The organism is Sinorhizobium sp. RAC02, from assembly GCF_001713395.1.
Classification (GTDB): Bacteria; Pseudomonadota; Alphaproteobacteria; order Rhizobiales; family Rhizobiaceae; genus Shinella.
In genome coordinates, this window is record NZ_CP016452.1 from 837273 (window position 1) to 863916 (window position 26644).

General features: G+C 62.2%; 25 protein-coding genes and 4 pseudogenes. 23 read left to right on the forward strand and 6 right to left on the reverse strand.

The annotated features are described in order from the left end of the window. Positions 1 to 9: 9 nt before the first annotated feature. From BSY16_RS25050 to BSY16_RS25060, 3 genes are all read right to left on the reverse strand, one after another. A complete protein-coding gene (locus BSY16_RS25050) occupies positions 10 to 1479 on the reverse strand; it encodes an FGGY family carbohydrate kinase (protein WP_069062517.1) in 1470 nt (489 codons plus the stop codon). Between the two features lie 83 nt (positions 1480 to 1562). After that, positions 1563 to 2531: a transketolase family protein gene (locus BSY16_RS25055; RefSeq protein WP_069062518.1), complete on the reverse strand. Its 969-nt coding sequence runs from the start codon at positions 2529 to 2531 to the stop codon at positions 1563 to 1565. Beyond that, complete coding sequence (locus BSY16_RS25060; RefSeq protein WP_069062519.1) at positions 2531 to 3340, reverse strand: transketolase; 810 nt, start codon at positions 3338 to 3340, stop codon at positions 2531 to 2533. The genes BSY16_RS25055 and BSY16_RS25060 overlap by 1 nt, the downstream gene beginning before the upstream one ends. A gap of 208 nt (positions 3341 to 3548) precedes the next feature. Between BSY16_RS25060 and BSY16_RS25065 the strand changes: the two genes are divergently transcribed. The 5 genes and pseudogenes from BSY16_RS25065 to BSY16_RS32960 all read left to right on the forward strand — a co-directional run. Continuing rightward, on the forward strand, positions 3549 to 4523 hold the full coding sequence (locus BSY16_RS25065; protein WP_069062520.1) for an ABC transporter permease: 975 nt from the start codon (positions 3549 to 3551) through the stop codon (positions 4521 to 4523). A gap of 123 nt (positions 4524 to 4646) precedes the next feature. Continuing rightward, positions 4647 to 5579 carry a substrate-binding domain-containing protein gene (locus tag BSY16_RS25070; RefSeq protein WP_069062521.1) on the forward strand — a complete coding sequence of 311 codons (933 nt, stop codon included), beginning with the start codon at positions 4647 to 4649 and terminating at the stop codon, positions 5577 to 5579. Between the two features lie 30 nt (positions 5580 to 5609). Continuing rightward, complete coding sequence (locus BSY16_RS25075; protein WP_069062522.1) at positions 5610 to 7097, forward strand: sugar ABC transporter ATP-binding protein; 1488 nt, start codon at positions 5610 to 5612, stop codon at positions 7095 to 7097. 16 nt (positions 7098 to 7113) lie between these two features. Further along, positions 7114 to 7901, forward strand: a pseudogene (locus BSY16_RS25080) (SDR family oxidoreductase). A 139-nt stretch (positions 7902 to 8040) separates the two neighbouring features. Beyond that, positions 8041 to 8190: pseudogene (locus tag BSY16_RS32960) on the forward strand (3,4-dihydroxy-2-butanone-4-phosphate synthase); the annotation flags it as partial. 265 nt (positions 8191 to 8455) lie between these two features. Here BSY16_RS32960 and gdhA read toward each other — a convergent pair. After that, positions 8456 to 9805 carry an NADP-specific glutamate dehydrogenase gene (gdhA, locus tag BSY16_RS25085; protein ID WP_069062523.1) on the reverse strand — a complete coding sequence of 450 codons (1350 nt, stop codon included), beginning with the start codon at positions 9803 to 9805 and terminating at the stop codon, positions 8456 to 8458. Between the two features lie 184 nt (positions 9806 to 9989). On the opposite strand from gdhA, the gene BSY16_RS25090 reads away from it, so the two are divergent. Further along, a complete protein-coding gene (locus BSY16_RS25090; protein ID WP_069062524.1) occupies positions 9990 to 10862 on the forward strand; it encodes a cation diffusion facilitator family transporter in 873 nt (290 codons plus the stop codon). Positions 10863 to 10914: 52 nt separating this feature from the next. Here the strand turns inward: BSY16_RS25090 and BSY16_RS25095 are convergent, their stop codons facing one another. Next, a complete protein-coding gene (locus tag BSY16_RS25095; protein ID WP_083243231.1) occupies positions 10915 to 12150 on the reverse strand; it encodes a peptidoglycan L,D-endopeptidase MepK in 1236 nt (411 codons plus the stop codon). 246 nt (positions 12151 to 12396) lie between these two features. After that, positions 12397 to 13011 (reverse strand): L,D-transpeptidase, encoded by a 615-nt coding sequence (locus tag BSY16_RS25100; protein ID WP_083243112.1) that lies wholly within the window; start codon positions 13009 to 13011, stop codon positions 12397 to 12399. Between BSY16_RS25100 and BSY16_RS25105 the strand changes: the two genes are divergently transcribed. From BSY16_RS25105 to BSY16_RS25180, 17 genes and pseudogenes are all read left to right on the forward strand, one after another. Continuing rightward, positions 13010 to 13456, forward strand: a complete 447-nt coding sequence (locus BSY16_RS25105) for a hypothetical protein (RefSeq protein WP_069062526.1) — start codon at positions 13010 to 13012, stop codon at positions 13454 to 13456. The genes BSY16_RS25100 and BSY16_RS25105 overlap by 2 nt on opposite strands. 235 nt (positions 13457 to 13691) lie before the next feature. Beyond that, entirely contained in the window at positions 13692 to 14333 is a 642-nt protein-coding gene (locus tag BSY16_RS25110) for a DsbA family protein (protein ID WP_069062527.1), read from the forward strand. Beyond that, the gene (locus BSY16_RS25115; RefSeq protein ID WP_069062528.1) at positions 14330 to 15193 is read left to right on the forward strand and encodes a peptidyl-prolyl cis-trans isomerase; all 864 of its coding nucleotides are present in this window, start codon (positions 14330 to 14332) and stop codon (positions 15191 to 15193) included. The genes BSY16_RS25110 and BSY16_RS25115 overlap by 4 nt, the downstream gene beginning before the upstream one ends. Further along, entirely contained in the window at positions 15168 to 15362 is a 195-nt protein-coding gene (locus tag BSY16_RS25120) for a hypothetical protein (RefSeq protein WP_150130143.1), read from the forward strand. Before BSY16_RS25115 ends, BSY16_RS25120 begins: the two co-directional genes overlap by 26 nt. Continuing rightward, positions 15362 to 16088: pseudogene (locus tag BSY16_RS32965) on the forward strand (L,D-transpeptidase). The gene BSY16_RS25120 and the pseudogene BSY16_RS32965 overlap by 1 nt, the downstream one beginning before the upstream one ends. A gap of 91 nt (positions 16089 to 16179) precedes the next feature. Continuing rightward, positions 16180 to 17505 (forward strand): Nramp family divalent metal transporter, encoded by a 1326-nt coding sequence (locus BSY16_RS25130; protein ID WP_069062530.1) that lies wholly within the window; start codon positions 16180 to 16182, stop codon positions 17503 to 17505. A 320-nt stretch (positions 17506 to 17825) separates the two neighbouring features. Continuing rightward, positions 17826 to 17941: pseudogene (locus BSY16_RS32175) on the forward strand (IS5/IS1182 family transposase); the annotation flags it as partial. Positions 17942 to 18028: 87 nt separating this feature from the next. Beyond that, positions 18029 to 19567: an IS3 family transposase gene (locus BSY16_RS25135; RefSeq protein ID WP_069061375.1), complete on the forward strand. Its 1539-nt coding sequence runs from the start codon at positions 18029 to 18031 to the stop codon at positions 19565 to 19567. Positions 19568 to 19582: 15 nt separating this feature from the next. Continuing rightward, on the forward strand, positions 19583 to 20116 hold the full coding sequence (locus tag BSY16_RS25140; RefSeq protein ID WP_069062531.1) for an RNA polymerase sigma factor: 534 nt from the start codon (positions 19583 to 19585) through the stop codon (positions 20114 to 20116). Continuing rightward, on the forward strand, positions 20113 to 20856 hold the full coding sequence (locus BSY16_RS25145) for a hypothetical protein (protein WP_069062532.1): 744 nt from the start codon (positions 20113 to 20115) through the stop codon (positions 20854 to 20856). The genes BSY16_RS25140 and BSY16_RS25145 overlap by 4 nt, the downstream gene beginning before the upstream one ends. A gap of 155 nt (positions 20857 to 21011) precedes the next feature. After that, complete coding sequence (locus tag BSY16_RS25150; RefSeq protein ID WP_069062533.1) at positions 21012 to 21692, forward strand: TetR/AcrR family transcriptional regulator; 681 nt, start codon at positions 21012 to 21014, stop codon at positions 21690 to 21692. Continuing rightward, on the forward strand, positions 21643 to 22179 hold the full coding sequence (locus tag BSY16_RS25155; RefSeq protein WP_069062534.1) for a GFA family protein: 537 nt from the start codon (positions 21643 to 21645) through the stop codon (positions 22177 to 22179). The genes BSY16_RS25150 and BSY16_RS25155 overlap by 50 nt, the downstream gene beginning before the upstream one ends. Then, positions 22172 to 22474, forward strand: a complete 303-nt coding sequence (locus BSY16_RS25160) for a DUF6958 family protein (protein WP_069062535.1) — start codon at positions 22172 to 22174, stop codon at positions 22472 to 22474. The genes BSY16_RS25155 and BSY16_RS25160 overlap by 8 nt, the downstream gene beginning before the upstream one ends. A gap of 95 nt (positions 22475 to 22569) precedes the next feature. After that, complete coding sequence (locus BSY16_RS25165) at positions 22570 to 23286, forward strand: DUF6065 family protein (RefSeq protein ID WP_069062536.1); 717 nt, start codon at positions 22570 to 22572, stop codon at positions 23284 to 23286. A 178-nt stretch (positions 23287 to 23464) separates the two neighbouring features. After that, positions 23465 to 23809 (forward strand): hypothetical protein, encoded by a 345-nt coding sequence (locus BSY16_RS32555; RefSeq protein ID WP_069062537.1) that lies wholly within the window; start codon positions 23465 to 23467, stop codon positions 23807 to 23809. A 31-nt stretch (positions 23810 to 23840) separates the two neighbouring features. Beyond that, on the forward strand, positions 23841 to 25319 hold the full coding sequence (locus BSY16_RS25175) for an SLC13 family permease (RefSeq protein ID WP_286157342.1): 1479 nt from the start codon (positions 23841 to 23843) through the stop codon (positions 25317 to 25319). Positions 25320 to 25465: 146 nt separating this feature from the next. Further along, positions 25466 to 26641: a glycerate kinase family protein gene (locus tag BSY16_RS25180; protein ID WP_069062539.1), complete on the forward strand. Its 1176-nt coding sequence runs from the start codon at positions 25466 to 25468 to the stop codon at positions 26639 to 26641. The last annotated feature ends 3 nt before the right edge of the window (positions 26642 to 26644 follow it).

Sequence of the window (26644 nt, forward strand, 5' to 3'; positions counted from 1 at the left end):
GGTGAATTTTTATTCACTCATAGAGGAAGGGCCCGGCATGGTCGAGCGGTAGATTGCGTCCTGCCAGACGAGCAGGCGATCCGCGGCATCGGAGACCTGCGGGGCTAGGGCATTCACCGCACGCGGCAGGGCGGCAATGGCCGCGAGGTCCGGCCAGACGCCGAGCGTCAGGCCGGCGAGATAGGCGGCGCCCAATGCGGACGCTTCCGGTGCATCGCACTGGATGATTGCGTGATTTAGCGTATCGGCGACGCATTGCATAAGGAACGTGTTCTTGCTCGGCCCCCCATCCGCATAGAGGCGGCCGAGCGGTGTCGGCGATTGCGACGACATGGCCTTGAAGACATCGTGAACCTGGAAGGCGATGCTATCTGTCACGGCGCGTGCCATCTGGGCGCGGCTGGTATTGAAGGTGATGCCGGAAAACAGTGCCCGGGCATCTGAATGCCAATAGGGCGCGCCGAGGCCAACGAAAGCAGGAACGAAGCCAGGACCGCCGGCGGGGGCGGTTGCTGCAAGTTCGGTCAGCGCCTGCACATCGGCAAGGCCGAGCATGTCGGCCATCCATGGAAGCGAGGCGGCGGAGACGAGGATATTGCCCTCAAAGGCATAGGTCGGCTTGCCACCGATCGACCAGGCGATGGTCGTGGTGATGCCCTGTTGCGGCGCGATGAAGCGGGGCAGGGTCGTCATGATCGACGAGCCGGTACCAAAGGTCACCTTGCCGTCGCCGGGATTGAAGGCGCCGTGGCCGAACAGCGCGGCATGGCTGTCACCGGTGGCGGAGGCAATCGGGATGCCGTCTGCAAGGCCGGGCACGTTCTTCGTGACGCCGAAACGGGAGGCGCTGTCGCGGACCTCCGGCAGGGCGGATTTCGTCACGCCGAAGAGATCGCAGAGCTCGTTGCTCCACACCCGTTCGTTGAGATCGTAGAGCTGGCTGCGCGCCGCATTGGCTGCGTCGCAGGCGTGTACCGCGCCGTCCGTGAAGCAATGGATCAGCCAAGCGTCGATCGTGCCGAGCTGCACCTTGCTTCCGGCGGGTACGCGATCCAGCAGCCATTTCATCTTGGGGCCGGGGAACATCGGGTCGATCGGCAGACCCGTGAGAGCCTGGACGCGCGGCGCATGGCCGGCGGCAATCAGCTCGGCGCAGGCGGGTGCGCTGCGGCGGCACTGCCAGCTGACCACAGGACCAAGCGGCTTGCCGCTATCAGCATCCCAGACGGTAACGGATTCGCGCTGGTTGGAGATGGCGATGCCAAGGATTTCGACAGACGGCGCGGCCGCAAGGCAGGTGGCGATGGCTTCCTGCACCGATTGCCAGAGTCGCAACGGGCTCTGCTCCACCCAACCCGGCTGCGGATGCTCGATGCCAACGGGAGACGAACCGCGTGCGAGAATGTCGCCGTGTGTCGAAACGAGCACGGCCTTAGAGTTCGTGGTGCCCTGGTCGATGGCGAGAATGGCGGTCGTCATGGCGGCTCCGGTCGGCGGAAGAAGAGGAGGGCGCGGCATCGGGAGGTATTGCCGCGCCCGGCACGCAATCTAGTCGCGCACGATCAGGTGCGGGAAGATTTGCGCGCGATCAAGTCCATGGCGGCGTTAGCGATGCCGGCGGGCGACATGCCGAATTCGTCGAGCAGGAATTCCGCCGAGCCGGTGGGCGGGAAGATGCCGGGAACGCCGAGGATCTTCATCGGCACCGGGCTTTCCGCCACGACGACTTCGGCAATCGCCGAACCGAGGCCGCCGAAGACGGAGTGCTCTTCGGCCGTCACGATCGCGCCGGTGTCGCGGGCGGCAGACACCACCGCCTCGACATCGATCGGGCGCACGGTCGCCATATTGAGGACGCGGGCCTCGATGCCCCGTTCGGCAAGGATTGCGGCGGCCTTCACCATGCGATGGGTCAGTGTGCCATTGGCGATAAGCGTGACGGCATCGCCTTCGCGCAGCAGGTTGGCCTTGCCCAGCTCGAACTTGTGGCCCTCCGCCAGCAGGTCCGGAACTCCGACACGAGAAAGGCGCAGGAAGACGGGGCCGTTATAGGATGCCGCCCATTCCACGGCGGCTGCCGTCTCGATGGAATCGCAGGGGGCGACGACCGGAAGGTTCGGCAGAACGCGCGTCCAGGCAAAGTCCTCGATGGAATGGTGCGTAGGGCCGAGTTCGCCATAGGCCATGCCCGAGGAAATGCCGATCAGCTTCACATTGGCGTTGGAGTAGGCGATATCGGCCTTGATCTGTTCCAGCGAACGGCCGGTCAGGAAGCAGGCGGCGCCGCATACGAAGGGCAGAAGGCCGCCATTGGCAAGACCGGCGCCGACGCCGACCAGCGCTTGCTCGGCAATGCCGACATTGACGAGCCGCTCGGGCCATTTGGCCTTGAAGCCATTGAGCTTGGAGGAGCCGACGGAGTCGTTGCAGACGGCGACGATCTTGGGATTGTCGGCGCCCAGGCGTTCCAGCACGGCGACGAAGGCGTCACGGCAGTCGTGCAGCTTGGGAGAAGGAGTGATGGCGTTCATTACAGGGCCTCCGAAAGCTCAGCGACGGCAATCTTGTATTGTTCGGCATTCGGCACCTTGTGGTGCCAGTCGACGGTGTCCTGCATGAAGGAAATGCCGTGGCCCTTGTTGGTGTGGGCAACGATGCAATGCGGCCGGCTACCGCGTTTTTCCAGCGCCAGGACGATCTCGTCCATGGCATTTCCGTTGATCTCGGTGACATCCCATCCGAAGGCTTCGAGCTTGGCCGGGAAGGGTGCAAGGTTGTTGGTATCCTTCAGCGATGCACCCTGCTGGAAGCGGTTGTGGTCGATGATGAGCGTCAGGTTGTCGAGGCCGAACTGCGCGGCCGAAGCGATAGCCTCCCAGTTCGAGCCCTCCTGCATCTCGCCGTCGCCCGTCAGCACATAGGTGCGATAGACGGCACCCGTCAGCTTTGCGGCTTTCGCCATGCCGACGGCCACCGGCAGACCGTGGCCGAGCGGGCCGGTGTTGGTTTCGACACCGGGAACCTTGTTGCAGTTCGGGTGGCCGTTGAGGCGCGAATGGGGCTTCAGGAAGGTAGCGACCTCTTCTTCCGGAATGAAACCGCGCTTGGCCAGCGTCACGTACAGTGCGAGCGCCACATGGCCCTTCGAGAGCACGAAGCGATCCCGATCCGGGTGCGTCGGCTGATCCGGCCAGATGCGCAGCACACGGAAATAGAGCGCAGTCAGGATGTCGATTGCAGACATCTCGCCACCGATGTGGCCTGCGCCAGCTTCAAAAACCGCTTGCAGATCGCGGAGTCGGATCTGTTGAGCGATACGGTCGAGATCGTTCGGCTGCATGAAACCCTCGTTGTGAATAAATATACACTGATAGATATATTTGCACGGATGATCGCGAAGTCAAGCGGAAATGACATTAAGCGATCCTGAAAAATTCGTTCTATCAGCCTTGACACCCCTCAATGGGATGCGCTATGAATTTACACACACTAATGAATATTTATGCGACAAGCCTAGGCGAAGCCGCGAACGACCCGGAGGAGTGTCCATGGTGGCGGATGTGAAAGAACGACAGGGGTTCGCAGGCATTATGTTGCCTTCGCTGCGCGGAGCCACGGGTCCGCTCATCGGCCTCATCGTGCTGTGCCTCTTTCTCACCTTTGCGACGGACAAGTTCCTGTCGGTGCGCAACTTCCTCAACGTACTCGACCAGATCACGGTGCTGGGCGTCATGGCCGTTGGCATGACGATGGTCATCCTGATCGGTGGCATCGACCTGGCGGTCGGCTCGGTCATGGCGCTGGCCATGATGGTGCTCGGTTATCTCAATGTTACCGCCGGTGTTCCTATGGGCATCGCGATCCCGCTTGCCTTGCTCGTGGCGTCGCTGAACGGTTTGGTCGCCGGGCTTCTGATTACGCGCTTCAACGTGCCGGCCTTCATCGCGACGCTCGCCATGATGTCGATCACGCGCGGCCTTGCGAACATGATCACCGACGGCCAGCAGATCATCGGCTTTCCGGCCTGGTTCAACATGATGGCCATCGTGCGCTTCGGTGGCTTCCTGACGCTGACCGTCGCCGTGATGGTCGTGGTCTTCGTCGTCGGCCTGATTTATCAACGCTACCGTCATGGTGGCCGCGTGCTCTATGCGATCGGCGGCAACGCCGAGGTGGCGCGCCTTGCCGGCATCAATGTCCAGCGCGCGACCGTGCTCGTCTATGTCGTGTGCAGCTTCCTGGCCGGCCTTTCGGGCATGGTGCTCGCCGCCCGCCTCGACTCCGTGCAGCCGTCCTCGGGCGTTTCCTATGAACTTGACGCGATTGCCGCGGTCGTCATCGGCGGCACGTCGCTGTCGGGCGGCACGGGTGGCATCGGTGGCGCCATCATCGGCGTGCTCATCATCGGCGTGCTGCGCAATGGTCTCAACCTGCTCAGCGTCTCGCCCTTCATGCAGCAGGTCATCATCGGCGCTGTCATCGTACTCGCCGTCACCGCCGAAACCTACCGCAAGCGCAAATAACGACTTTCACCCCCGCGGCCCAAGCGGCGGGGTGGAGAAAACGGTCCGCAATCGTGCGGACCGGCAAAAGGGAAGGTGGTGTTCTGGGAGACAGGCACTGCCGGGTAACTTGGAGGAGAAACCATGACACTGTCCAAACTGCTGATGGCGGCAACCGCTGCTTCTGTACTCGCCCTTCCGGCCTCCGCTGCCGAAGTCAAGAAGATCGGCCTTGCCGTTCCGAACCTGCAGGCTGACTTCTTCAACCAGATCAAGCTCGGCGTCGAAAAGCACGCCAAGGAAAAGGGTATTGAAGTCGTCGTCGTCGATGCGAAGAACGACACCAACACGCAGGTCAGCCAGGTGCAGGACCTGATGACGCAGGACATCAACGCCTTCATCTACATCCCGGCCGGTGCTGCTGCTGCTGCCGTCCCGACCCGTCTTGCCCGCGAAGCCGGCATTCCCGTCATCAACGTCGACCGCACGCCCGAGGGCGCGCCAGGTGACACCTTCATCGCCGGCGAAAGCGTCGAATCCGCTTACGAAGTCTGCAAGTACATCATCGGCAAGGCCGGTGGCGCAGGCAAGATGGCGATCATCCACGGCCAGAAGGGCACGACGCCGGAAGTCGACCGCTTCACGGGCTGCAAAAAGGCCATCGACGAGAACAAGGGCGTCGGGTTGGTCGACCAGCAGTGGAGCAACATGTGGTCGGCCGATGAAGGCTTTACCATCGCGCAAAACATGCTGCAGGCGAACCCCGAGATTACGATCATCTTCGGTCAGGCCGATGGTCTCGCGATGGGTGCCGCCAAGGCCGTCGACGTTGCAAACCTCTCGGACAAGGTGATCATCGGCGGTTATGACGGTGACGTCTCGGCGCTCGAATACCTCGCCAAGTGCAAGGGTCCGTTCATTGCGACCGCAACGCAGAGCACGCAGAAGATGGGCGTTCTCGCCGTCGAATCCGCGCTCGCAGTCGCAGCCGGCCAGAAGGTGGAAGAGCGTCAGACGCCGAACGCCGTCCTGACAACCTGCGAAAACGCGCCGGAATTCGTCAAGAGCCATCCGTAATCCGGGCTCATAGCAGAAAGGCAGCAGCGCATGACGAACCGCTCTCCCATCCTGTCGCTCCGAGGAATCCAGAAATCCTACGGTATGATCAAGGTGCTCCACGGTGTCGATCTCGACGTCTATCCGGGAGAGGTCGTGGCGCTGCTCGGTGAAAACGGTGCCGGGAAATCGACCCTGTCGAACATTATTTCCGGCACCGTCCAGCCCTCCGCGGGCGAGATGACCTGGTTCGGCAAGCCTTACGCCCCCGCCAATCCCCGTGCCGCGATGGACGAGGGGGTCGGCATGATTCACCAGGAACTGAAGCTCCTGCCGAAGCTCTCTATCGCGGAAAACGTCTTCGTCGGTCGCTATCCCATGAAATCCGGCCGCCTCGATCGCCATGCGATGGAGGAGCGCGCCCGCGCGGGCCTGCAGCGCCTCGGTCTCGACGTGTCGCCCGACCGGCTCGTCGAAGGTCTCTCGACCGGCCGGCAGCAGCTTATCGAAATCGCTAAGGCGCTGACGCTGAATGCGCGCCTGCTCATTCTCGACGAGCCGACGGCCGCGCTCGGCGGCGAGGAGACCCAGCTTCTATTCCGCCAGATCGAGCGCCTGAAGGCCGAAGGCGTCGGCATCATCTATATTTCTCATCGTCTGGAGGAAATCCGCCAGATCACCGACCGTATCGTCGTCATGCGGGATGGCGCCAAGATGCAGGAATTCGACCGCGGCGACGTGCCGATCCGCACCATCGTCGAGGCCATGGTCGGGCGCTCGCTGGAGCGCATGTTCCCGGCATTGCCCACGCCGACGGATGAGGTGACGCTCGAAGTGCGCGGCCTGTCCTCGCCATCAAAGGCCTTCCGCGACATCAATTTCTCCGTCCGCAAAGGAGAGGTCTTCGGCATTGCCGGCCTCATGGGCGCCGGTCGTACCGAACTCGTGCGCGCCATAACCGGTGCTGACCCGATCGCAAGCGGCGAAGTGCTGTTGCATGGCAAGCCGGTGACGCCGCGTTCACCGATCGATGCGATCCGCAACGGCATCGTGCTAGTACCCGAGGATCGCAAGCTGCAGGGCGTCGTGCTGGAGCATTCCATAGCGGAAAACATCGGCTATGCCAATCTCGGCGAGATTTCTCGCAACGGCTGGATTTCGTCGCGCCGCGTCCGTGAATTCGCCGAGGATTACATCAAGCGCTTGGGCGTGAAGGGGCGCGGCGGGCAGAATGCCGGCGAGCTCTCCGGCGGCAACCAGCAGAAGGTGGTGCTGGCCAAGTGGCTGGCACGCAAACCACAGGTCGTGGTGCTGGACGAGCCGACGCGCGGGATCGATGTCGGCGCGCGCTCCTCGATCTACGATCTCATTGTGGGCCTGGCGTGCGAAGGCGTCACCGTCATCGTGGTCAGCTCCGACCTCGAGGAGGTGCTTGGTGTCTCCAGCCGCATCATGGTCATGGCACAAGGCAAGCAGGCCGGTATCCTGGACCGCGAGGACGCTAGTGACGTCTCGGTGATGGAACTGGCGACAATCTGAACAGGGAAGAGGCAGCATGTCTGAAATCACGCTCAACGCACCGAAATTGTTCGACCTTTCCGGCAACGTCGCCTTCGTGACGGGGGCGGGCAGCGGCATCGGCCAGCGCATCGCCATGGGGCTGGCGCAATGCGGTGCGGACGTCGCGCTGCTCGACCGCCGTACGATGACGGCCTTGCCCAGACGGCCGATTTCATCGCGCGGGCAGAGCGCCGCAGCATCCAGATCGCCGCCGACGTCACCAGCGGCCCGGCGCTGAACGATGCGATCGCCCGCACGCAGGCGGACCTTGGTGCTCTCACGCTCGCGGTCAACGCGGCTGGCATCGCTAATGCCAATCCGGCCGAGGAGATGGAGGAAAGCCAGTTCCAGACGATGATGGACATCAACTTGAAGGGCGTTTTTCTCTCCTGCCAGGCGGAAGCGCGTGCCATGCTGAAGACCGGCCGCGGCGCCATCGTCAACATCGCTTCCATGTCCGGCGTTATCGTCAATCGTGGCCTCAGCCAGTGCCATTACAACGCCTCCAAGGCCGGCGTGATCCACATGACCAAGTCCATGGCCATGGAATGGGTCGACCGCGGCATCCGCGTCAACACAATCAGCCCGGGCTACACCGCAACACCGATGAACACCCGGCCGGAAATGGTGCATCAGACAAAGCTCTTTGAAGAGCAGACGCCCATGCAGCGCATGGCAAATGTCGACGAGATGGTCGGCCCGGCCGTCTTCCTGCTCTCGAATGCCGCAAGCTTCGTGACGGGTGTCGATCTGCTGGTCGATGGCGGCTTCTGCTGCTGGTAGTTTCCAAGGCCGGCTTTAAGCCGGCCTCTTGCATTTCTGTCCGGAAATTCCTTATTTGCGCATGTTTTCCGGGCGGGCGAAATTCCCCACCGGCGGTATCCGAAGCAATCCGGGAGCCCGCAAGCGCCTTCCGACGGAAGGGTCAGCAGATCCGCTGCGGGCTCATCCGCGCGGTGTGCTTGGTCGCCCGGGTCACATCGAAGCTCCCGTCGATCTGGTGCGTCTTGCCGGCAAGACGCCCTCCGGCGCGATCTGCGAGGTCACAAACGATGACGGAACCATGGCACGCGGCCGGATAATCGTCTTTGCAGACCTCGCCTCGGGCCACGATGGCCGTTTGGGGCGCTTGACTCGCGTGCCTTTGGCTGGAGGAGTATGCCCGTTAGCGCGGCCGGGTTGACTGTTTGGGTTTGGGGGCGGCCGTTCGAATCTATTCAAGAGCTTGAATGGATATGTTCCTTCAGAAGGCCCGGTAATTCGCCTGTACGTGAGCGCGTGAACTTCACGATGCCAGACCGGCGTATGCCGGTCTGCGGTTGAGTGTGCGACGTGTGTCAGATAACGCCCAGTGCGTCCATGGCTTCCGCCACCCGGACGAAACCCGCGATGTTCGCCCCTAGCACGTAGTCGCGTGGAGCGCCGTATTCCTCGGCGGTTTCGGCGCACACATCGTGGATGTTGTGCATGATTGTGGCTAGGCGCTTTTCAGTCTGCTCGAAGGTCCAGCTATCGCGAGAAGCGTTTTGCTGCATCTCCAGTGCCGAGGTTGCGACGCCACCGGCATTGGCAGCCTTTCCGGGTGCGAACAACACGTTTGCTTCCTGAAAGAGGCGTACGGCCTCGGGTGTCGTCGGCATGTTGGCCCCTTCGACGACTGCGATCACCCCGTTTTTGATCAGCGTTTTGGCGTCTTTTCTTGTGAGTTCGTTCTGTGTCGCCGAGGGCATCGCGACGTCGCAGGGCACATCCCATATGGATCCCCCCTCGACGTAGCGGCAGCCAGCCCCTTTGCTCCGCGCGTATTCCGATATCCGCTCGCGGCGGACTTCCTTGATTTCCTTGAGGAGATGGAGATCGATGCCGTTTTCATCGATCACATATCCACCGGAATCCGAGCAGGCTATGACCTTTCCGCCGAACTCGATGACCTTTTCCATCGTGTAGATCGCAACGTTGCCCGAGCCGGAAACGACAGTTTGTTTTCCCTCGAAGCCCTCGCCTTTGGTCGCCAGCATTCGCTCGGCAAAATAGGTGGCGCCATAGCCGGTGGCCTCCCGGCGTGCGCGCGAGCCACCGTAAAACAGTGCTTTTCCCGTCAATACACCGGCTTCATAGCGGTTGGTCAGGCGTTTGTACTGACCGAACATGTAGCCGATCTCCCGCCCCCCGACACCGATATCCCCCGCTGGAACGTCTGTGTATTCTCCAATGTGGCGATGCAGTTCCGTCATGAAGGACTGGCAGAAACGCATGATTTCACCGTCCGATCGGCCGCGCGGATTGAAATCAGATCCACCCTTGCCGCCACCGATTGGCATGCCGGTCAGCGCGTTCTTGAACGTCTGTTCGAAGCCAAGAAATTTGATGATACCGACGTTGACCGAGGGGTGAAAGCGGATGCCGCCCTTGTAGGGACCGAGCGCCGAGTTGAACTGCACGCGGAAGCCACGGTTGATCTGAACCTGCCCGCTATCATCGACCCAGGGAATGCGGAAAATAATTTGTCGCTCGGGCTCGCAGATGCGTTCGATGAGCGCATTGTCGGCATAATTGGGATGCTTTGCAACAACACGTCCAAGACTTTCAAGGACCTCCCGCACTGCCTGGTGAAATTCCTGCTCACCTGCATTTCGTCTCAACACTTCATTCAAGATCGGTTCGAGCTTCTCGTCCACATTGACCAATTTTTAATCACTCCAACTGCCGAAAACCGGACAATTCCGCGGCGCCGTAGGTGGTTAGCCTATTTTTTGACCTGACTAAATCAAAAATGCGCTGCCCTGAACCCGCGATAGGAGATTGGTTCTGCCGCAAACTCATTCACAACGAAGCCAATGTATGGATGTTATTCCTTAAGAGCGGGGGCGCCTGAGCCGTCAGCCTTCTGCTGGAACTCGCCCAAAGCATCTTGTCTTCATCCTCACGGCCAGCTACGCCCTCGTGCAGGCGATCGGAGGCTGGCTTGCCGGGTCGCTTGCCCTGATCGCGGACGCCGGCCATATGATCTCGGATTCGGCGGCGCTCCTGCTGGCCTTGATCGCCTATCGCGTTGCGCGCTGGCCCGTCGATGCGCACCGGACCTACGGGTTTCATCGCGTGCGGGTTCTCGCCGCCCTTGCCAATGGCGCAACACTGCTGCTGCTGGTCGTCTGGATCGCGTGGGAGGCCGTGCAGCGGATCAACGAGCCCGCGGAAATCCTTGCCGGCCCCATGCTTGTCGTCGCTGTCATCGGCCTCGTGGTGAACCTGATCGGCGCTTATGCCTTGTGGTCCGGTAACAGCGGCGATAGCAATCTGCGCGGAGCGCTCCTGCACGTCATCGGGGACCTGTTGGGATCGGTCGGCGCGATTGCGGCGGCGGTCGGTATCATGCTGACCGGCTGGAGTATTCTCGATCCGATCCTGTCGGTGCTCGTCGCAGGCCTCGTCATCCGGTCGGTCTGGGGGCTCGTTTCCGATTCCATTCGCGTCCTCCTGCAGGCAACGCCGAAAGGCATCCGCGCGGATGACATAGAAGCGGGCTTGCGGAACCTTCCAGACGTGTCAGGAGCCGGCCACTTTCACGCCTGGACACTGACCGACGAGAGCATCGTCGCGACGGTCCATGTCAGTCCCGCTGCGGGAGTCGATCCCCTATCGCTGCCACCGGTGGTCGCCGCGTGGCTCAAGGCGAAGGGGAACATCGATCACGTCACGGTGCAGGTGGATCCGCCGGGTGCGCTTGTCGCCCGGCACGAGTGACCGGGCCGCGCCATCAGCCATCCGACCAGAAGCGGCTCTCGTCGAACGTCGTCTACTGGCCGGCGGGTTGAACGCGCCGCTCCAGTGGTTGCTGGATATCCTCGGCGCTTGCCACCGCCTGCCGTAAGCTGGTCGGAAGGCGCAGCTGCTCCAGTTCCTTGGCCGGCGTGAGCGCCCAGTCGAAGAGCGCGGCTTCGGAAACCGCCCATTCCGGTTGCGTGCCGGAAAGGCCTGAACCGGCGAGACTGGACTCGGCAGCAGTCGGCTGCCGCAGGAGGCCCGTGCCCTGCACGACCCAGAACGACGCGGACGGAACGAACGCGGCAGTGTTCATGGGAAGTGCACGCTCGACAACGGCGGACCGGAATATCGGAAGAGGCGCAACAATCGTCGCAAGGTCGACGAATGGCGGCTCCTCGGCAACCATCTGGCGTGTGGTCTGCAGCTCCAATGCCTTCTCCGCGCGGCCTTTGCGGGTCGGCAGCATGGCGGTGAGCAGCGTGCTTTCGGACGGAGATGCCTCACCCTTGAATTTCGATTTTCCCGCAGTGCTGGCGGCGATCACGGATGTCGCCTTGACCCGCCGTTTGTAGTCCACCATCGCCAGATCATAACCCGGCAAGGCCCGGCCGTCGGCCGGCAGATGCAGTGTCTGGCCGTTCGGGAAAATGCGCGCCAGCTCCTGGCGCGACACCCGAGGCCAGGCCCGGACACGGCCGACATCGAGATGCACGAAGGGCGAGCCGGAGGTCGGATAGTAGCCGACGCCGCCGATCTGCAGCTGCATGGCAAGCTCCCGCAGCCGTGCGAGCTTGACGCCGGGAATGAAGAAGTCCATCGCCTTGCCGAGTGTGTGCTGGCTGTTCTTCGCGACGCCTGTATTGCGCGAGCGGCCGCGCAGCATGGTGTTGGTGGCGGGCGAACGGTAGGCCGAGACGATATTGATGTAATCCTTCGCGCCGGCGCGCTGGTAGACTTCCCAGACCAGATCCAGCAGGCGCGGATCCATGCGGGCCGGCTCGTTCCGACGCCAGTCGCGCAGCAGGCGATTGACCTGTGCAAGCCCCTTCGGGTCGTACTTGCCATTGCGCTTGTAGGTGATCGTCGCACGCTCGCCGGTATGGGTGAAGAACAGCTTAAGCGAGCGGACTTCCGCAAAGGCCGCGGAGGGGGCGGCGGTCAGGGCGGCGAGGGCAATCGCACTTGCCTGCGCAATCCGGCGCGCAGCCTTGCCAAAACCATTCCTTGCAACGGGATGCAGGGCGTGGACCCACGACGCGGGCAACAAATACTCGAACACGACACGTTCCAATCCAACGAGATACAGCCATCGAAAGCGGATGACGGCGCTCAGGCACCAGTGAGGATTATGGTCAATGAAGGGTTAAGATCCTGTTGATGGCTGCCGGGCGGGCGTCGATCCTGTCCTCAGCTCCTGCCGCGAGGCCTGGACAGGCCCCCATCCGAGGTTGCCGGCGCGCGCAATGGCGCCGGCAACTGTTTGCAGAAGGGATCCCGCGACCAGACCGCAGCCTTACGAAATTACGACGACCCGGGCTCCCACGGGAACCCGTTCGTAAAGGTCCTCGACATGGTCGTTGACCATCCGGATGCAGCCGTTCGAAACCGCTTTGCCAATGGTCCAGGGTTCGGTGGTGCCGTGAATCCGGTAGAGCGTGTCGCGCCCGTCGCGAAACAGATAGAGGGCCCGGGAGCCCAACGGGTTCTTCGGTCCGCCCGGCACGCCCCCGGCATGGCGGGCATACTTCTTCGGGTTGCGCCGGATCATGTTGTCGGTCGGTCGCCAGCTTGGCCATTTTGCCTTGCGGCCAACGGTCGCCGAGCCAGAAAAAGCCAGTCCGGCGCGGCCGACCCCGACCCCGTAGCGACGTGCAAAACCGCCCTCTTCGATGAGAAAAAGGTAACGGTCCTGCGGCGCGACCACGATGGTGCCAGGTTCTTCCGGATAGGGTGAGGTCACGAGTTGCGGCAAGAAACGCGCGTCGATGTCCAATGTACGCTTCTTTCCCTCGGCAAGGGCAAGGTTCGGCGAGATGAGCAGCGCGAGAGCCGCAAGGCTGAAGCTTCGCCGATCAAGGCGCACCACTGCCGGGACGGGGTCTATGTCAGATGGGAAGAGACGTCTCATGGAAATCATCCTTGCTGCGGGCAGGGCGCATCAGGCCGCCATCTGTCACCCGCGATCAAAAGTGGAAGAATACGGTGAAGTGGAACAGGCCGCCGATTGCAGTGCGGCCCGCTCGGAGGAGCATGTCATCCGCAATCGACCCGGCACGGCCACGCCTGTAACGTCAAGCCGCGCGAGGGGGAGGCAGGATCAGGAGGACGGGACCCGGTACCTGCGGGTCGGACGCTCGGTCGGGCCGGAGGCGATACGCAGGACCCACTCCCGGCCAGTGCCATTCGACAAGCCAGCCACAGGCCTCGTGGCAACTGTCCGACGGGGCCGGGTGATCGGGAATGTCGTTATCGATATCCGCGACAGTCAGGTTTGCGGTCAGGTGCGACGGCTCGAACGATGGATGGCTGCGGGCGGCAGCCGACGCGGTTGTGCTGATGCCGACGACCAGTGACATCAGCAATATGACGATCCATCTTACGACTGCGTGGTGCGGCATGCCCGTAACACTCAAGTAGCTCCGACCTCGAAGGATAATGTCGCGGCATTGTGCTTAAGAAGCCGTTAGCGGCGCCGATTTCCACGCGGTTTCCAGCCCTTGCGGAATTCTCGGAAATGCGCGCTTTCGCGCACTTGCACCTCAAGTAGCTAGAGGTTTTATGATCCGGCTCCCTTGATTTGGAGGCGACATGAACAGGCGGCAATTTTTGGGATCGACCGTGGCGGGGCTGGGCTTGCTGGCAGCAAGCCATGTGATGGCACAGGGTAACGGCACGACGGCGACACCTGACCTCATGGAACCTGGCCCCTTGCCAGAGCGGATCCTCGGACGCGACGATGCGCCCGTCACCGTCATCGAATATGCTTCGATGACCTGTGGTCACTGCGCCAATTTCCACCTCAACGTCTGGCCGGCCTTCAAGGCGGAGTTCGTCGACACCGGCAAGGTTCGCTTCATCCTGCGCGAATTCCCCTTCGATCCGCGATCGACCGCCGCCTTCATGCTCGCCCGCTGCATGGGCGACGACAAATGGTATCCGACAGTCGATCTGCTCTTCCGCAACCAGCCGCGCTGGGCGCGGGTGGAAGACGGGAAAGCGGGCTTCCTGTCGGTTCTTTCGATGACGGGCCTGAAGGAAGTAGATCTCGAGGCCTGCCTTGGCGACCAGGCGCTGCTCGACAAGGTGAACGCCGTTGCCGCGCGGGGCCAGGAGCTCGGCGTGGATTCGACGCCGACCTTCTTCATAAACGGCCAGAAATACACCGGCGTCATGCCGATCGAGCAGATGCGGTCCATCATCGAGCCGCTCGTTGCGGGAGCAGCAAAATGACCATCGGAAACATCAGGAATGCCCTTCTCGCAGGGCTCATTCTGGCTGCTGTTCCAGCTTTCGCCGAGGAACGGGCGGACCAGGTTGCGGCCCGCGTCGGCGATACGGAAATTCTGGAATCCGACGTCACGTTCGCAACCTCGTTCCTCGGTGATTCCAATCCAGAGGCGACGCAGGAGGCCAGGAAATCGGCTGTCGTCGATGCACTGATCGATCTCAAGGTGGTGTCGGATGCTGCGATCCGTGATGGTATGGAGAACGACGAGACGTTTAAGCGCCAGATGACGTTTCTCCGCCAGCAGGCCTTGAGGCAGGTCTATCTGGCCAAGGCCGCCGCGGTCGCCGTGACGGAGGATGTGGTGCGCAAGGCCTATGACGAGCGTGTCGCCGCGATGCCGGTAGGCGAGGAGGTGCGCCTGCGGCACATCCTGACCAGCGACCAGGCCGGCGCCGATGCGGCCATCCGCGAGATTGCCGGGGGAATGCCCTTCGAGGAGGTGGCGGGACGTACCTCGCTGGACGACGCATCGAAGGGTAAAGGCGGCGACCTCGGTTTTCTGACAACCGAGCAGCTTCCGCCGGAGTTGGGAACGGCCATTGCGACGATGAAGGCTGGCGAGACTTCCACCAACCCTATCGAAACGCCGTTCGGTTTTCACGTCCTGAAGCTGGAAGAGCGGCGCAAGCGCGAACCGCCCGCCTTCGAGACCGTGTCGGCGGAGCTGCGGAGCGGCATGGAGGCCCAGGCCGTTGGCAAGATCGTCGCCGACCTCAAGGCGAGCGCGCGCATCGAGAAGCTCGTTCCCGATGTCGCCATGCCTGACGCATCCGACGATGGGCACGACCATGGTGCCAACTGAGGCGGCGAACCAGGCGGTCGACGTTGTGCACCAGCGCACGATTCGGCGCCGGAACTGGATCATGCTGCTCGTCCTGTCGGGTTTCGTCCTAACTGTGACGGCTTACAGCGGGCTCCATATCCGCAGTGAAATCGATATGTCGGCGCCGACGGGCGCCGCGAAACCATGATGCAACCGTCGACGGAGCGCAAAGACGTGAACGACCGGGCCCGCGCGCTATCCAGACGGGTTCTCCTCCTGGGTATGGTGTCATCGACACTTACGGCCTGTTCCACCCTCTCTCCCGCCGGCATCACGAACATCACGCCGAGCGCCGCTCGCCGCTCCATGGGACTGCCGAGCGAGGAGGAACTGGCGGCGCGCTATGCCGGCCTGGGGGATGGTGGCTATACATTGCCGGCCGTTCCCTATCAGCAGATCGATCCGAAATTCTATCGCCAGCGGGTGATGAACACCACGGGCGAGCCTGCAGGCACCGTTGTGGTCGATATAGGCTCGAGGTTTCTCTATGTTGTGGAGCCCGGCGGCACGGCCATGCGGTACGGGGTGGGGCTCGGCCGAGCCGGCTTTGCCTGGGAAGGCGAGGGGGTTGTCCAGTGGCGCCAGAGATGGCCGCGCTGGAAGGCGCCGGCCGAAATGATCGCGCGCCAGCCCGAACTGGCGAAATTCTCCGTCGAAAACGGCGGGCAGCCGCCCGGACCGGACAACGCGCTCGGCGCCCCGCGCCCTTTATATCTTCCAGAACGGCGAAGACACGCTCTATCGCCTGCATGGGACTCGCGAGTGGAACTCCATCGGCACGTCCGTTTCCTCCGGCTGCGTTCGGCTGATCAACCAGGATGTCATCGACCTCCATACCCGGGTGCCATCGAAGGCGCGCATCATGGTGCGCTGAAACCCGACGATATCGCGGCATGAATGCCCTTGCGGCTTCACGTCATTTATGCGAATGACTTGCAATAGCATTTGCAACTAGTGGATCGAACATGGATACGCGCCGGGAAGGTTGGTTGCACGCGGGCGGAGACGTCTCCCTCTCCGATGTTCATCGCTCCATCCCAGTCAGGAAGGATGCATCGACGCTCCGGCGGGCACTTGCCTTCTTCGGACCGGGTTATCTCGTCGCCGTCGGCTACATGGATCCGGGCAACTGGGCGACCTCGCTCGCCGGCGGGTCGCGTTTCGGCTACACGCTGCTTGTCGTGGCGCTGGTGTCCAACATCATGGCGATCGTTCTGCAATCGCTGTGCGCGCGGCTGGCGATCGCCTCGGGCCGCGACTTGGCGCAGGCCTGTCGCGACGCCTTTTCTCGCCCCGTGGCGATCGGCCTCTGGCTTCTGGCGGAAATCGCCATCATCGCTACCGATATTGCCGAGGTCATCGGCACGGCGATCGGCCTCAACCTGATCTTCGGCATCCCGCTGGAAATCGGCGTCATCATCACGGCGCTGGACGTGTTCCTGATCCTCTACCTGCAGCGCCTGGGCTTCCGATGGCTCGAGGCCTTCGTCATTGCCCTGCTCGGCATCATCGCCGTTTGCTTCGCTGTCCAGATCGGTCTTGCGGATCCGGACTGGGGCGAGGTCATCCGCGGCTTTGCGCCGACGACCGAGATCGTCACCAATCCGGACATGCTCTACCTCGCGCTCGGCATTCTGGGGGCGACCGTCATGCCGCACAATCTCTATCTGCATTCCGGGATCGTCCAGACGCGTGCCTATGGGGAGACGCTTGCCGAGCGGCGCGAGGCACTGACGTTCGCGACGATCGATTCCACCGTGGCGCTCATGTTCGCGCTCCTGGTGAATGCTTCCATCCTGATCCTCGCCGCCGCGGCCTTTCACGCGACAGGCCGCACGGACATCGCCGAACTCGGCGAGGCGCACAATCTTCTGGCGCCGCTTCTCGGGATCGCCCTCGCCCCCACGCTCTTCGGCGTGGCGCTCCTGTGCTGCGGCATCAACTCGACGGTGACGGCGACGCTGGCCGGACAGGTGGTCATGGAAGGGTTCCTGCGCATGCGCCTGGCACCCTGGTTGCGGCGGTTGATCACGCGGGGGATCGCCATCATTCCGGCTGCCGGCGTTACCATCACTTATGGCGACAGCGGAACGGCCCAACTCCTCATCCTCACGCAGGTCGTCCTCAGCCTCCAGCTTTCCTTCGCGGTCTTCCCGCTCGTGATGTTCACGGCTGATCGCCGGAAAATGGGAGAGCTCATCGCGCCGCGTTGGCTGACGGCGCTGGCGCTGCTGATCGCGATCGTCATCGCGGGGTTGAATATCAAAATGCTGGTGGATTTTGTTCTTTAGGGTCGCGGCCAAGGCCCTGTCGGTCAAAGTCGGCGATGGTCCCATCTCCGGGATGTCTGTTCCTGCCACGCGCTCTGCCACCGTTCCGCATTTGCTGAGAAGAGGCTCATGGGATTTTATCGCAGCGTTGGATGCGGCCTTGGGGTGAGAGGGTTTACTGTGGGCTAGGCTCGGAAACGCCTGAACTTTTCAGCCCGAAGGGCTTCGCCGCAAAACCAGTTCTATATTCGGTGATCGGGATCGCCGAGGTCGTCGCTTCAGCAAAACAAATCACTTCTCTATGAGTTGAACCGAGAAACGCTGCTCAGAACCCATCGAGGGAGATCATGTTCGGTCGTCTCCAGGATTGGCGCCGCATCGCCACCCGATACGACCGATGTCCGACTGTATTCCTCTCTGCCTCGCTCTGCCCGCAACTGTCATCTTATGGCTGTGATCAACGAGTCCTGACCATAAGGATGGTCACTTCTCGGCGCAAATCCCGGGGATGCGGACGAAAACTTGGACCACCAGGAGGTCGTTCATGTATTCCTACGCAGACAGAATTCGAGCGGTTGAACTGTATATAAAGCTTGGCAAGCGCGTTAAGGCGACCATTCGTCAGCTAGGTTATCCCACCAAGAATGCATTGAAGGCTTGGTGCCGAGAGTACGAGCAGCATCGTGACTTGCGTGCACGTTGTGCGGCTAAAACTCCAAAGTATTCTGAGGCTCAGAAGCAGGCGGCTGTTGAGCATTACCTTTGTCACGATCGCTGTATCGCTTCGACGATGAGGGACTTGGGTTATCCCGGTCGCGGAACCTTGACCGCATGGATCCGGGAAGCATTTCCGGAAGCCAGAACGTCGATAGTCGGTCGCTCTTGGCGGCCGGCATATCCTGAGGCGTTGAAACAGGCCGGTGTCATCGGGCTTTGCAGTGGAGAGGAAAGTGCTCAAGATGTAGCGGACCGGCTGGGCGTATGCAGACCGACCTTGTACAACTGGAAGAACCAGCTACTCGGTCATGAGGCTCCCTCATCTATGAAACGCCGCAATACGTCTCCGCCGGCGCCAGACCGCGAGGAACTCGAGCGACAGCTTGAAGCCCTCCAACGCGATGTCCGCCAATTGCAGCTCGAACATGATCTCTTGAAGAAGGCCAATGAACTCTTAAAAAAAGGCCTGGGCGTCGATCTGCCACTCCTGAGCAACCGGGAGAAGACGAGGCTGGTTGACGCCCTCAAGGATCTCTATCGACTACCAGAGCTGCTTGCCCAGTTGAGGCTGCCACGAAGCTCATACTTCTACCATCGCGCCCGTGCGAGCTTGGCGGACAAGTATGTCGCCATCCGTCGTAGCATCATCGAAATCTTCGAAACCAACCATCGCTGCTACGGCTATAGAAGACTGCAGGCGTCGTTGGCGCGAGAGCGTGTGATGATCTCGGAAAAGGTTGTGCAGCGGCTGATGAAACAGGAAAGCTTGATCGTCCCCAGGCCAAAGCGCCGCCGCTTCGGTTCTTATCTGGGAGAGATTAGTCCGGCGCCTGAGAACCTGATCAATCGTGACTTCCAGGCCGAGGCGCCGAACCAAAAGTGGCTGACGGACATCACCGAGTTCCAGATCCCAGCGGGTAAGGTGTACCTCTCGCCGATCATCGACTGCTTCGACGGCATGGTCATAAGCTGGTCCATTGGAACGCAGCCGGATGCGGGGCTGGTCAATACCATGCTGGAAGCCGCGATCGAAACCGTGGCCGATGTTGATGCACGGCCTATCGTTCATTCTGATCGCGGAGCCCACTATCGCTGGCCGGGGTGGCTCACCAGGATAGGCAATGCAAAGTTGGTCCGCTCAATGTCCCGCAAGGGCTGTTCGCAAGACAACGCGGCCTGCGAAGGCTTCTTCGGTCGGCTGAAAACAGAACTCTTCTATCCTAGAGACTGGAGGGCGACCACGATCGAGCAGTTCGTCAGAGAGGTGGACGCCTACATCCATTGGTACAACGAAAAGCGCATCAAATTGTCACTTGGCGCCCTCAGTCCCATCGAATATCGAAACAGCCTTGGGCTTAACGCATAACCAGTCCAACTTTTTATCCGCATCCCCGTGCCGGAACGGCTTGTGGCCTTCCTGCCGAACCTCAGACGTTTTGCCATTTCGCTCTGCCGTTCGCGGGAACTGGCCGACGATCTGGTACAGGCCGCCTGCGAACGCGCCATCCTGGCTGCCGGCAGTTTTGCGCCCGATAGCCGGTTCGATGCCTGGATGTTCCGCATCCTGCGGAACCTGTGGATCGACCATCTTCGCCGCCAGAAGACCGCCGGTCCCCACGATGATATCGACGAGGCGCGCGACGTTTCCGTTCCGTCCGGCGAGGCCGCCGCCCACGCCCGCATGGATCTTGCCGAGGTGATGGCTGCGCTCCAGAAGCTGCCGGAAGAACAGCGCGAAGTGCTGGTTCTGGTCTGTGTCGAGGAGCTTAGCTATCGCGATGCGGCCGACGTTCTGTCCATTCCGATCGGTACCGTGATGAGCCGCCTCGCGCGGGCACGGAAAAATTTGATAGAGCTGACGGGAATAAGTTTTGGCGAAAGACGTTCGCCCGATATGAAAGGCGGCGCTCTATGATCAAGCAGGAATTCGACGACGAAACATTGATGGCTTTCGCCGACGGCGAGCTGGACGAGGCGCAAAGCCAGGCGCTCGAAGAGGCGCTTGCCGCCGACGATGCGCTTGCCGAAAGGCTCGCAGTCTTCCTCGACAGCCGCCGGCTGGTGGGCGATGCCCTGAAGCCGCTGATCGACGAACCCGTGCCGGAGGCGCTTCTCGCGTCGGTTCGCCGGATGGCCGAAGATGCCCAGCGCGCGGCGGACAAGCCACAGGACAACGTCGTTGCCTTCCACCCGCGGCCACAGCAGGCTGCGGCACCGGTGGCACGGCGCTGGCTGATGCCGCTTGCCGCAAGTGTCGTTGCGGCGGTTGCCGGCGTCGTTGGCTTTTCGATCGGGCGGATGGGGCCGCCGGCCGCGGGTTCCGGTGCTGAGATAGCTTCGGCCCTCGACCGGGAGGCTTCAGGCAAGGACGTCGCGCTCGATGCTTCGGGCAAGGTTCTGCATGTCATCGCCACGTTTCGTGATGAACGCGGCGACGTTTGCCGTGAATACGAGGTGAAGGAGCCGGCCGGCCGCACGCTCACCATTGCCTGCCGCCAGCAGGACGGCTGGACGACGCGGCTGGCGCTGACCGCCCCGTCGGCCGATGGTTATGTCCCGGCCTCCTCGCAGGAAACGATCGACGCCTACCTGGCTTCCATCCAGGCGGGCGCACCGCTTTCTCCGGAGGAAGAGCGCAGCGCGCTCGCCCCATAAGCAGGATCATCACACGCGATATGATCGTGTTTGCCGCGCTTGTGCAAAGCGTTGATGGCCAGCGGTTACCGTCAGCCGCAGGAATGGACCAATGGTGAGATAGGTTGATATAAACTTATACTTGACGCATACCAACCGTATGGTATGTTTTCGTCATGTCGAGACCAACGAAACATTCGCCCGAACGCGGCAACGCCCGGATCCGCCTGCTGGAGGCGGCGCGCGATATCATCCGCGAAAAGGGCTTTGCAGCCACGAGCGTCGACGATCTGTGCCAGGCCGCTGACGTCACGAAGGGGGCGTTCTTCCACCACTTCGGGAGCAAGGAGGCTCTCGGCGTGGCGGCGGCGGAATTCTGGGCGGAGACCACATCGGCTTTCTTTGCCGCCGCGCCCTATCATGAACCGGGCGATCCGCTGGCGCGGGTTCTCGCCTATGTCGCCTTCCGCAAGGCGATCATTGCCGGCGCGTTGAAGGAATTCACCTGCCTCGTCGGCACGATGGCGCAGGAAGTCTACGAAAGTGCGCCCGACATACGCGATGCCTGCGGCCGCAGCATATTCGGCCACACGGCGACGCTGGAAGACGACATCGAGATGGCGCGAAAGGAACACGGCATCTCGGCAGACTGGACGGCCGAAAGCCTGGCGCGCCACACGCAGGCCGTCATCCAGGGCGGTTTCGTCCTGGCGAAAGCAGGCAATAACCCCGCGCTGGCGCGGGAAAGCCTCGATCACCTCGAGCGATACATTCGACACTTGTTTAACGTCACGGAGGATGACGCAGATGAGCAGATTGACCCATATCGGATGCGCCTGCGGGCAGACGCACCTTGAAGTAGCGGGAAACCCGATCCTCGTTTCCGAATGCTTGTGCAACAGCTGCCGGGCTGCGGCCGGACGCCTGGCGACACTCCCCGGCGCTCGCAACACCCTGACCGCCTACCATGCGACGCCCGCCGCGGAATACCGCAAGGACCGAATCCGCATCCTGTCAGGTGAGGAAAACCTCAAGGAATTTCGCCTGTCACCGACAGCCCGCTCGCGCCGCGTCGTCGCCACCTGCTGCAACACGCCGGTCTTTCTGGAGATGAAGGGCGCCCACTGGCTTAGCCTCTACCTGCATCTCTGGCCGGTAGAGACGCGGCCGAAGGCCGAGTTGCGGACAATGGTTGGCGATCTCGCCGATCCGTCCGGCCTGCCGTCCGACATGCCGAACCTCAAGACCCACACCGTCACCTTCTATGCAAAACTTCTGGCGGCATGGATCGCCATGGGTTTCCGCAATCCGAAAATCGCTGTCGGGGGGGCAATCGATGCCTGAGAAACCCGAGAAGATCGAAATTGAGAACATCAATGTTCCCGGCCGTACCGAACGGGTCGACCGGACGAAATACATGGCGATGTGCACGGCTCTTATCGCCGCTCTGCCGGACAAGGCCCCCGGCCTGACTGTCGCGCAGGCACAGGATGCGTTGATGCCGTTCCTGTCGGAGACGGACTTTCCCGAGCGGCACAAGGCCGGCTGGTGGATGAAGGCCGTGCAGCTCGACCTTGAGGCAAAGGGCGTCATCAAGCGCGCGCCGAAGCGGCCGGTGCAACTCTACCGGCTCACCTGACGCCCCATATGCTCCCGGCAGAAATTTTTCGACCAACCGGGAATAGGACTTCGCCACCGCCGTTCTTCTCGCATCCAATGACGAGGAGAACAGCGATGGCAATTGCCTTTCTGAAGAAACCGCAGTCCCGGCTGACCTTTCTCTGCCGCAAGGAAGACGAGGGTGTCATCCCGGCCCCGATCCGCGCCAAGACCGCCTTGCCCGAATGGTTCCGCAAGCTGCCGCCCGTCGACGCGGCGCATGTTTCGCCGAACAACAGTGGCATCACCGTCAAGCGTTGCATGCCTTTCCTCGATGCCATGGCTGCGGGCTGGGTGATCGGGCTTGCGGGGACCGTGCGCATGGAAATCTCCGACGGCGGCAGGCAGGTCGATTGCGGCTGGGATTTCGACCGTACGCTCGTAAGCAACCATGCCAGCCATCAGGTCGCCGGCAATCCGCGCGAACCGCTGCCGCCGTGCAAGTTCCACAACTACTGGACCATACGCACGCCGCCCGGCTGGAGCTGCCTCTTCGTGCCGCCGCTCAACCGGCCGAATGGCATTTTCGAGATTGTTGCGGGCGTGGTCGACACCGATACCTACCAGTCGGAAATCCACTTTCCGTTCTTCGCCACCGGAGAGGATGGCCTGCACGTACTGGAGCGCGGCACGCCGATCGTGCAGGTCATTCCCTTCCGCCGCGACACATCCGACCTCGATGCGGATATCCGTGCCGAAAGCGAAGGCGAGGGCAGCGTTCGCCAGACGATCCTGCGCAAGACCCTCGCCTCGGATGGCTGGTACCGGAAATTCGCCCGCGCCCAGCGGTAGTCTGGAACCTGCATCAACCATTTTTCACCGCCGTTGCACGTCGCAGCGGCGGTGATGCCGCGTGCGCCGGAAAATTCGTCCATCCCATTGAAAATATTTTCATTTTTGTGGAATAGGTACCTCTCGCGGCCGTTTCTCCCTTGCAGCCAACGAGGCTGTCTTTCAAAGGAGAAACGCCATGAAGAAGGTCATCGCCATCCTGAGTGCATTCCTGGTGGTCGGTGCCGCCGCACCGACGCCTGCCGTCGCCGACGATCCGGTTTTTCGTTTTCTCAAGAAGATGACGCACAGCAGCAAGAGCCAGGCGCGCTACAAACGTGACCGGGACGACGACCGTCGTGGCGGCTGGAGTTCCAACCGCAACTCCAATTCGTCATCGAATTCCTCGCGGAATTCCAGCTCGAATTCGAACTCGAACCGCAGTTCGAATTCGTCGAGCAACTCCAATTCGAACAGTTCGTCCAACTCCTCGAGCAATTCGAGCTCGAACTCGTCCTCCAACTCCTCCTCGGACGACGACTGAGACCCCGGCAGAAAACTGAAAGGAGGGCATCGTGACCCTTTACGCAATCGCCCCTCCCGAGCCCCGCGCCGACCGGCGCGGGGTACCGTCCGCCGCGGCCGTGCCAACCATGCCGCTTGCCCGTGTCCGGCAGATCGTCGCGATGATCGTCCTCGCCTTCAGCGCCATGCTGATCTTTCTGGCGATCGATGGCCTCACCATGCCGATGCGGCTCACACTCGCGGTCTTCGTCGCGGCGATCACCGCCTGGACCATTCTGGAATTGCCGGATACGCCCGTAGCGCTTGCCGGTGCGGCGATCCTGCCGGTCGTCGGCGCCATTGACGAGGACGTGCTTTACCGCTCGCTCGGCAACGAGATCGTCTGGCTGATGCTGGCGGCGTTCGTCGTGGCGGCTGTACTGCGGCAGGTCGGCGTGGTCGAGCAGGTCATCGGCCGTCTGCTCGACCGTATCAACACCGTGCAGAGCCTGTTCTGGGCACTCACGCTCCTGATTTTCGCCACCGCCTTCGTCATCCCGTCGACCTCCGCGCGCGCGGCCATCTTGGCGCCGGTCTATCTCGGCCTTTCGGCAGCAATCGCCAATGCGCGGGTAAACCGGGCATTGGCGCTGCTCTTCCCGTCTATCATTCTGTTGTCCGCCGGTGCTTCGCTGATCGGCGCCGGCGCCCATCTCGTCGCTGCCGACATGATGGAGCGCGTGCGGGGCGAGGGACCTGGCTTCCTGGCCTGGATAGCGCTTGCCGGCCCGTTTTCGCTGCTTTGCTGCCTTTTCGCCTGCGGCGCCCTCCTGCATGCCTTCCTGACGCGCGAGGAACGGACACTCGTGCTCGCGCAACGCCAGCAAGACGGCGACCCAGTACCGGTCACGCGGCAGCAATGGACGGTGCTCGCCGTTGCCGGCGTGATGATCCTGCTCTTCGCGACCCAGCCGCTCCACGGTATCGGCATGGCGTTGACTGCCATTGCCGCTGCCCTTGTGCTGGCGACCGAGCGGGTTTCCGGCCTTTCGCTCAAGACAGCGCTGAAAGGCGTCGAATGGAACCTTTTGCTCTTTCTCGCCGGCACCCTCGTCATCGGCGAAGCGCTGCTTGAAACCGGCACGGCAAAGGTGCTGGCTGACCGCCTGGTCGGGCTGCTGGGGCAAGGTGTGGCCGCTTGGCCCGTGGTCGTCATCGGTTTTGCCGCCGTCGTGGCAACGCTCTCCCACCTCGTGATCACATCCCGCACGGCGCGGGCGACGGTGCTCATCCCGGCCCTTGCCTTGCCGTTGGCGGGTCTCGGGGTCGATCCGCTCAATCTCGTGATGGTGGTAACTTTGGCGAGCGGCTTTTGCCAGACGCTGATGGTCTCCGCCAAGCCGGTCGCCTTGTTCGGTGCCATGGATCCTCCACCCTTTGGGCAGACCGATCTGCTTCGGCTAGCGAGCTTCCTGATCGTGCCGTTCATCGCGTTGCTTCTCTTCTTCGCCACGCTCGTCTGGCCCCTGCAAGGCCTGCCTCTGCGCTGAAGCGCCTGAGAACGAGACAAAAAGGTCGCCGTTGGCGGCCTTTTTTATTGAGCCGGCTAACTTTTTTTCGCCGTTGGTGGAATAGAAATCGAAGCGCGTCGTTCCTCCCCTGTCACAGCATTGTCACAATAGAAAAGGAACGATCCATGTCTTTCACGGTTCTTGTCGCCCCCTCCGGTTTCAAGGAAAGCCTCTCGGCGGACGAAGCCGCCGATTGCATCGAAAAGGGCGTACTCCGGGCGTTCCCCGAGGCCATTGTGCTGAAGGCGCCGATGGCCGATGGCGGGGAGGGCTTCACCAAGGCCCTCGTCAAGGCAACAGGCGGTACGCTTCATCACCTAACGGTAACCGGTCCCATCAACGATCCGGTCGAGGCGCATTTCGGTTTTCTCGGCGGATGCAGCGAACCGACGGCGGTCATCGAGATGGCGGCTGCCGCCGGGCTCAGCCTTGTTCCCCGCGGCCGTCGCAATCCCTGCCTGACGACGAGCTACGGCGTCGGCGAACTCGTGCGCGCTGCGCTTGACCGCGGTGCCCGTCGCATCCTGCTCGGCTGCGGCGATAGCGGTATCAACGATGGTGGCGCCGGCATGGCCGAGGCGCTGGGTATCCGGCTTCTCGACAGCGAAGGTGACCTTCTGCCGCGTGGTGGTGCAGCGCTCGCCGATCTCGCCGCGATCGATCTGTCCGGCCGCGATCCGCGCCTGGACACTGTCCGTATCGATGCCGCCGTCAACTGGCACAATGTGCTGCTCGGCGAGCGCGGTGTTGCCCGGGTCTTCGGCCCCCAGAAGGGTGCCACGCCCGAACAGGTGGAGGTTCTCGCGGCCGCGATGGAAACCTACGCCGCAAGCATCCGGGATACGACAGGCATCGAGGTGGGCATGGCACCCGGTTCGGGGGCGTCGGGCGGGCTTGGCGCGGCGGTTCTCGGTCTGCTCGGCGGCAAGCTGCATCCGCGCTACGATATCGTCATGCAATATCTGGAGCTTGACCGCTTCATTGCCGAGGCGGACCTCGTCATCACTGCGGAGGGCAGCCTCGACGGCCAGACGCCGTTCGGCAAGGTACCGGCAGAGGTGGCACAGCGGGCAAAGCGTGCGGGTGTCCCCGTCATCGCGCTGGCCGGCACGATCGGCAAGGGCGTGCGGCTGAATTTCGAGCAGGGTATCGATGCCTTCGCCTCCATTCTGACGCGGCCTTGCTCGCTGGAGGACGCGATTTCATCCGCGCCGAAGCTGCTCGCGCACGCAGCGGAGGACGCCGCCCGCATGGTCATGGTCGGCATGAGCCTGCGAAATCGGGTGGAAAAAGCGGCGTGATGC

What these genes read in the sequence shown, in the direction of transcription:
- BSY16_RS25120 (WP_150130143.1), top strand. Translation starts at nt 15,168, where the DNA reads ATGGGCACGACCATGGTGCCAACTGAGGCGGCGAACCAGGCGGTCGAC.
- BSY16_RS25050 (WP_069062517.1), bottom strand. Translation starts at nt 1,479, where the DNA reads ATGACGACCGCCATTCTCGCCATCGACCAGGGCACCACGAACTCTAAG.
- BSY16_RS25070 (WP_069062521.1), top strand. Translation starts at nt 4,647, where the DNA reads ATGACACTGTCCAAACTGCTGATGGCGGCAACCGCTGCTTCTGTACTC.
- BSY16_RS25160 (WP_069062535.1), top strand. Translation starts at nt 22,172, where the DNA reads ATGCCTGAGAAACCCGAGAAGATCGAAATTGAGAACATCAATGTTCCC.
- BSY16_RS25180 (WP_069062539.1), top strand. Translation starts at nt 25,466, where the DNA reads ATGTCTTTCACGGTTCTTGTCGCCCCCTCCGGTTTCAAGGAAAGCCTC.
- BSY16_RS25155 (WP_069062534.1), top strand. Translation starts at nt 21,643, where the DNA reads ATGAGCAGATTGACCCATATCGGATGCGCCTGCGGGCAGACGCACCTT.
- BSY16_RS25105 (WP_069062526.1), top strand. Translation starts at nt 13,010, where the DNA reads ATGGAAATCATCCTTGCTGCGGGCAGGGCGCATCAGGCCGCCATCTGT.
- BSY16_RS32555 (WP_069062537.1), top strand. Translation starts at nt 23,465, where the DNA reads ATGAAGAAGGTCATCGCCATCCTGAGTGCATTCCTGGTGGTCGGTGCC.
- BSY16_RS25115 (WP_069062528.1), top strand. Translation starts at nt 14,330, where the DNA reads ATGACCATCGGAAACATCAGGAATGCCCTTCTCGCAGGGCTCATTCTG.
- BSY16_RS25150 (WP_069062533.1), top strand. Translation starts at nt 21,012, where the DNA reads ATGTCGAGACCAACGAAACATTCGCCCGAACGCGGCAACGCCCGGATC.
- BSY16_RS25065 (WP_069062520.1), top strand. Translation starts at nt 3,549, where the DNA reads ATGGTGGCGGATGTGAAAGAACGACAGGGGTTCGCAGGCATTATGTTG.
- BSY16_RS25110 (WP_069062527.1), top strand. Translation starts at nt 13,692, where the DNA reads ATGAACAGGCGGCAATTTTTGGGATCGACCGTGGCGGGGCTGGGCTTG.
- BSY16_RS25100 (WP_083243112.1), bottom strand. Translation starts at nt 13,011, where the DNA reads ATGAGACGTCTCTTCCCATCTGACATAGACCCCGTCCCGGCAGTGGTG.
- BSY16_RS25135 (WP_069061375.1), top strand. Translation starts at nt 18,029, where the DNA reads ATGTATTCCTACGCAGACAGAATTCGAGCGGTTGAACTGTATATAAAG.
- BSY16_RS25060 (WP_069062519.1), bottom strand. Translation starts at nt 3,340, where the DNA reads ATGCAGCCGAACGATCTCGACCGTATCGCTCAACAGATCCGACTCCGC.
- BSY16_RS25055 (WP_069062518.1), bottom strand. Translation starts at nt 2,531, where the DNA reads ATGAACGCCATCACTCCTTCTCCCAAGCTGCACGACTGCCGTGACGCC.
- BSY16_RS25130 (WP_069062530.1), top strand. Translation starts at nt 16,180, where the DNA reads ATGGATACGCGCCGGGAAGGTTGGTTGCACGCGGGCGGAGACGTCTCC.
- BSY16_RS25075 (WP_069062522.1), top strand. Translation starts at nt 5,610, where the DNA reads ATGACGAACCGCTCTCCCATCCTGTCGCTCCGAGGAATCCAGAAATCC.
- BSY16_RS25165 (WP_069062536.1), top strand. Translation starts at nt 22,570, where the DNA reads ATGGCAATTGCCTTTCTGAAGAAACCGCAGTCCCGGCTGACCTTTCTC.
- BSY16_RS25145 (WP_069062532.1), top strand. Translation starts at nt 20,113, where the DNA reads ATGATCAAGCAGGAATTCGACGACGAAACATTGATGGCTTTCGCCGAC.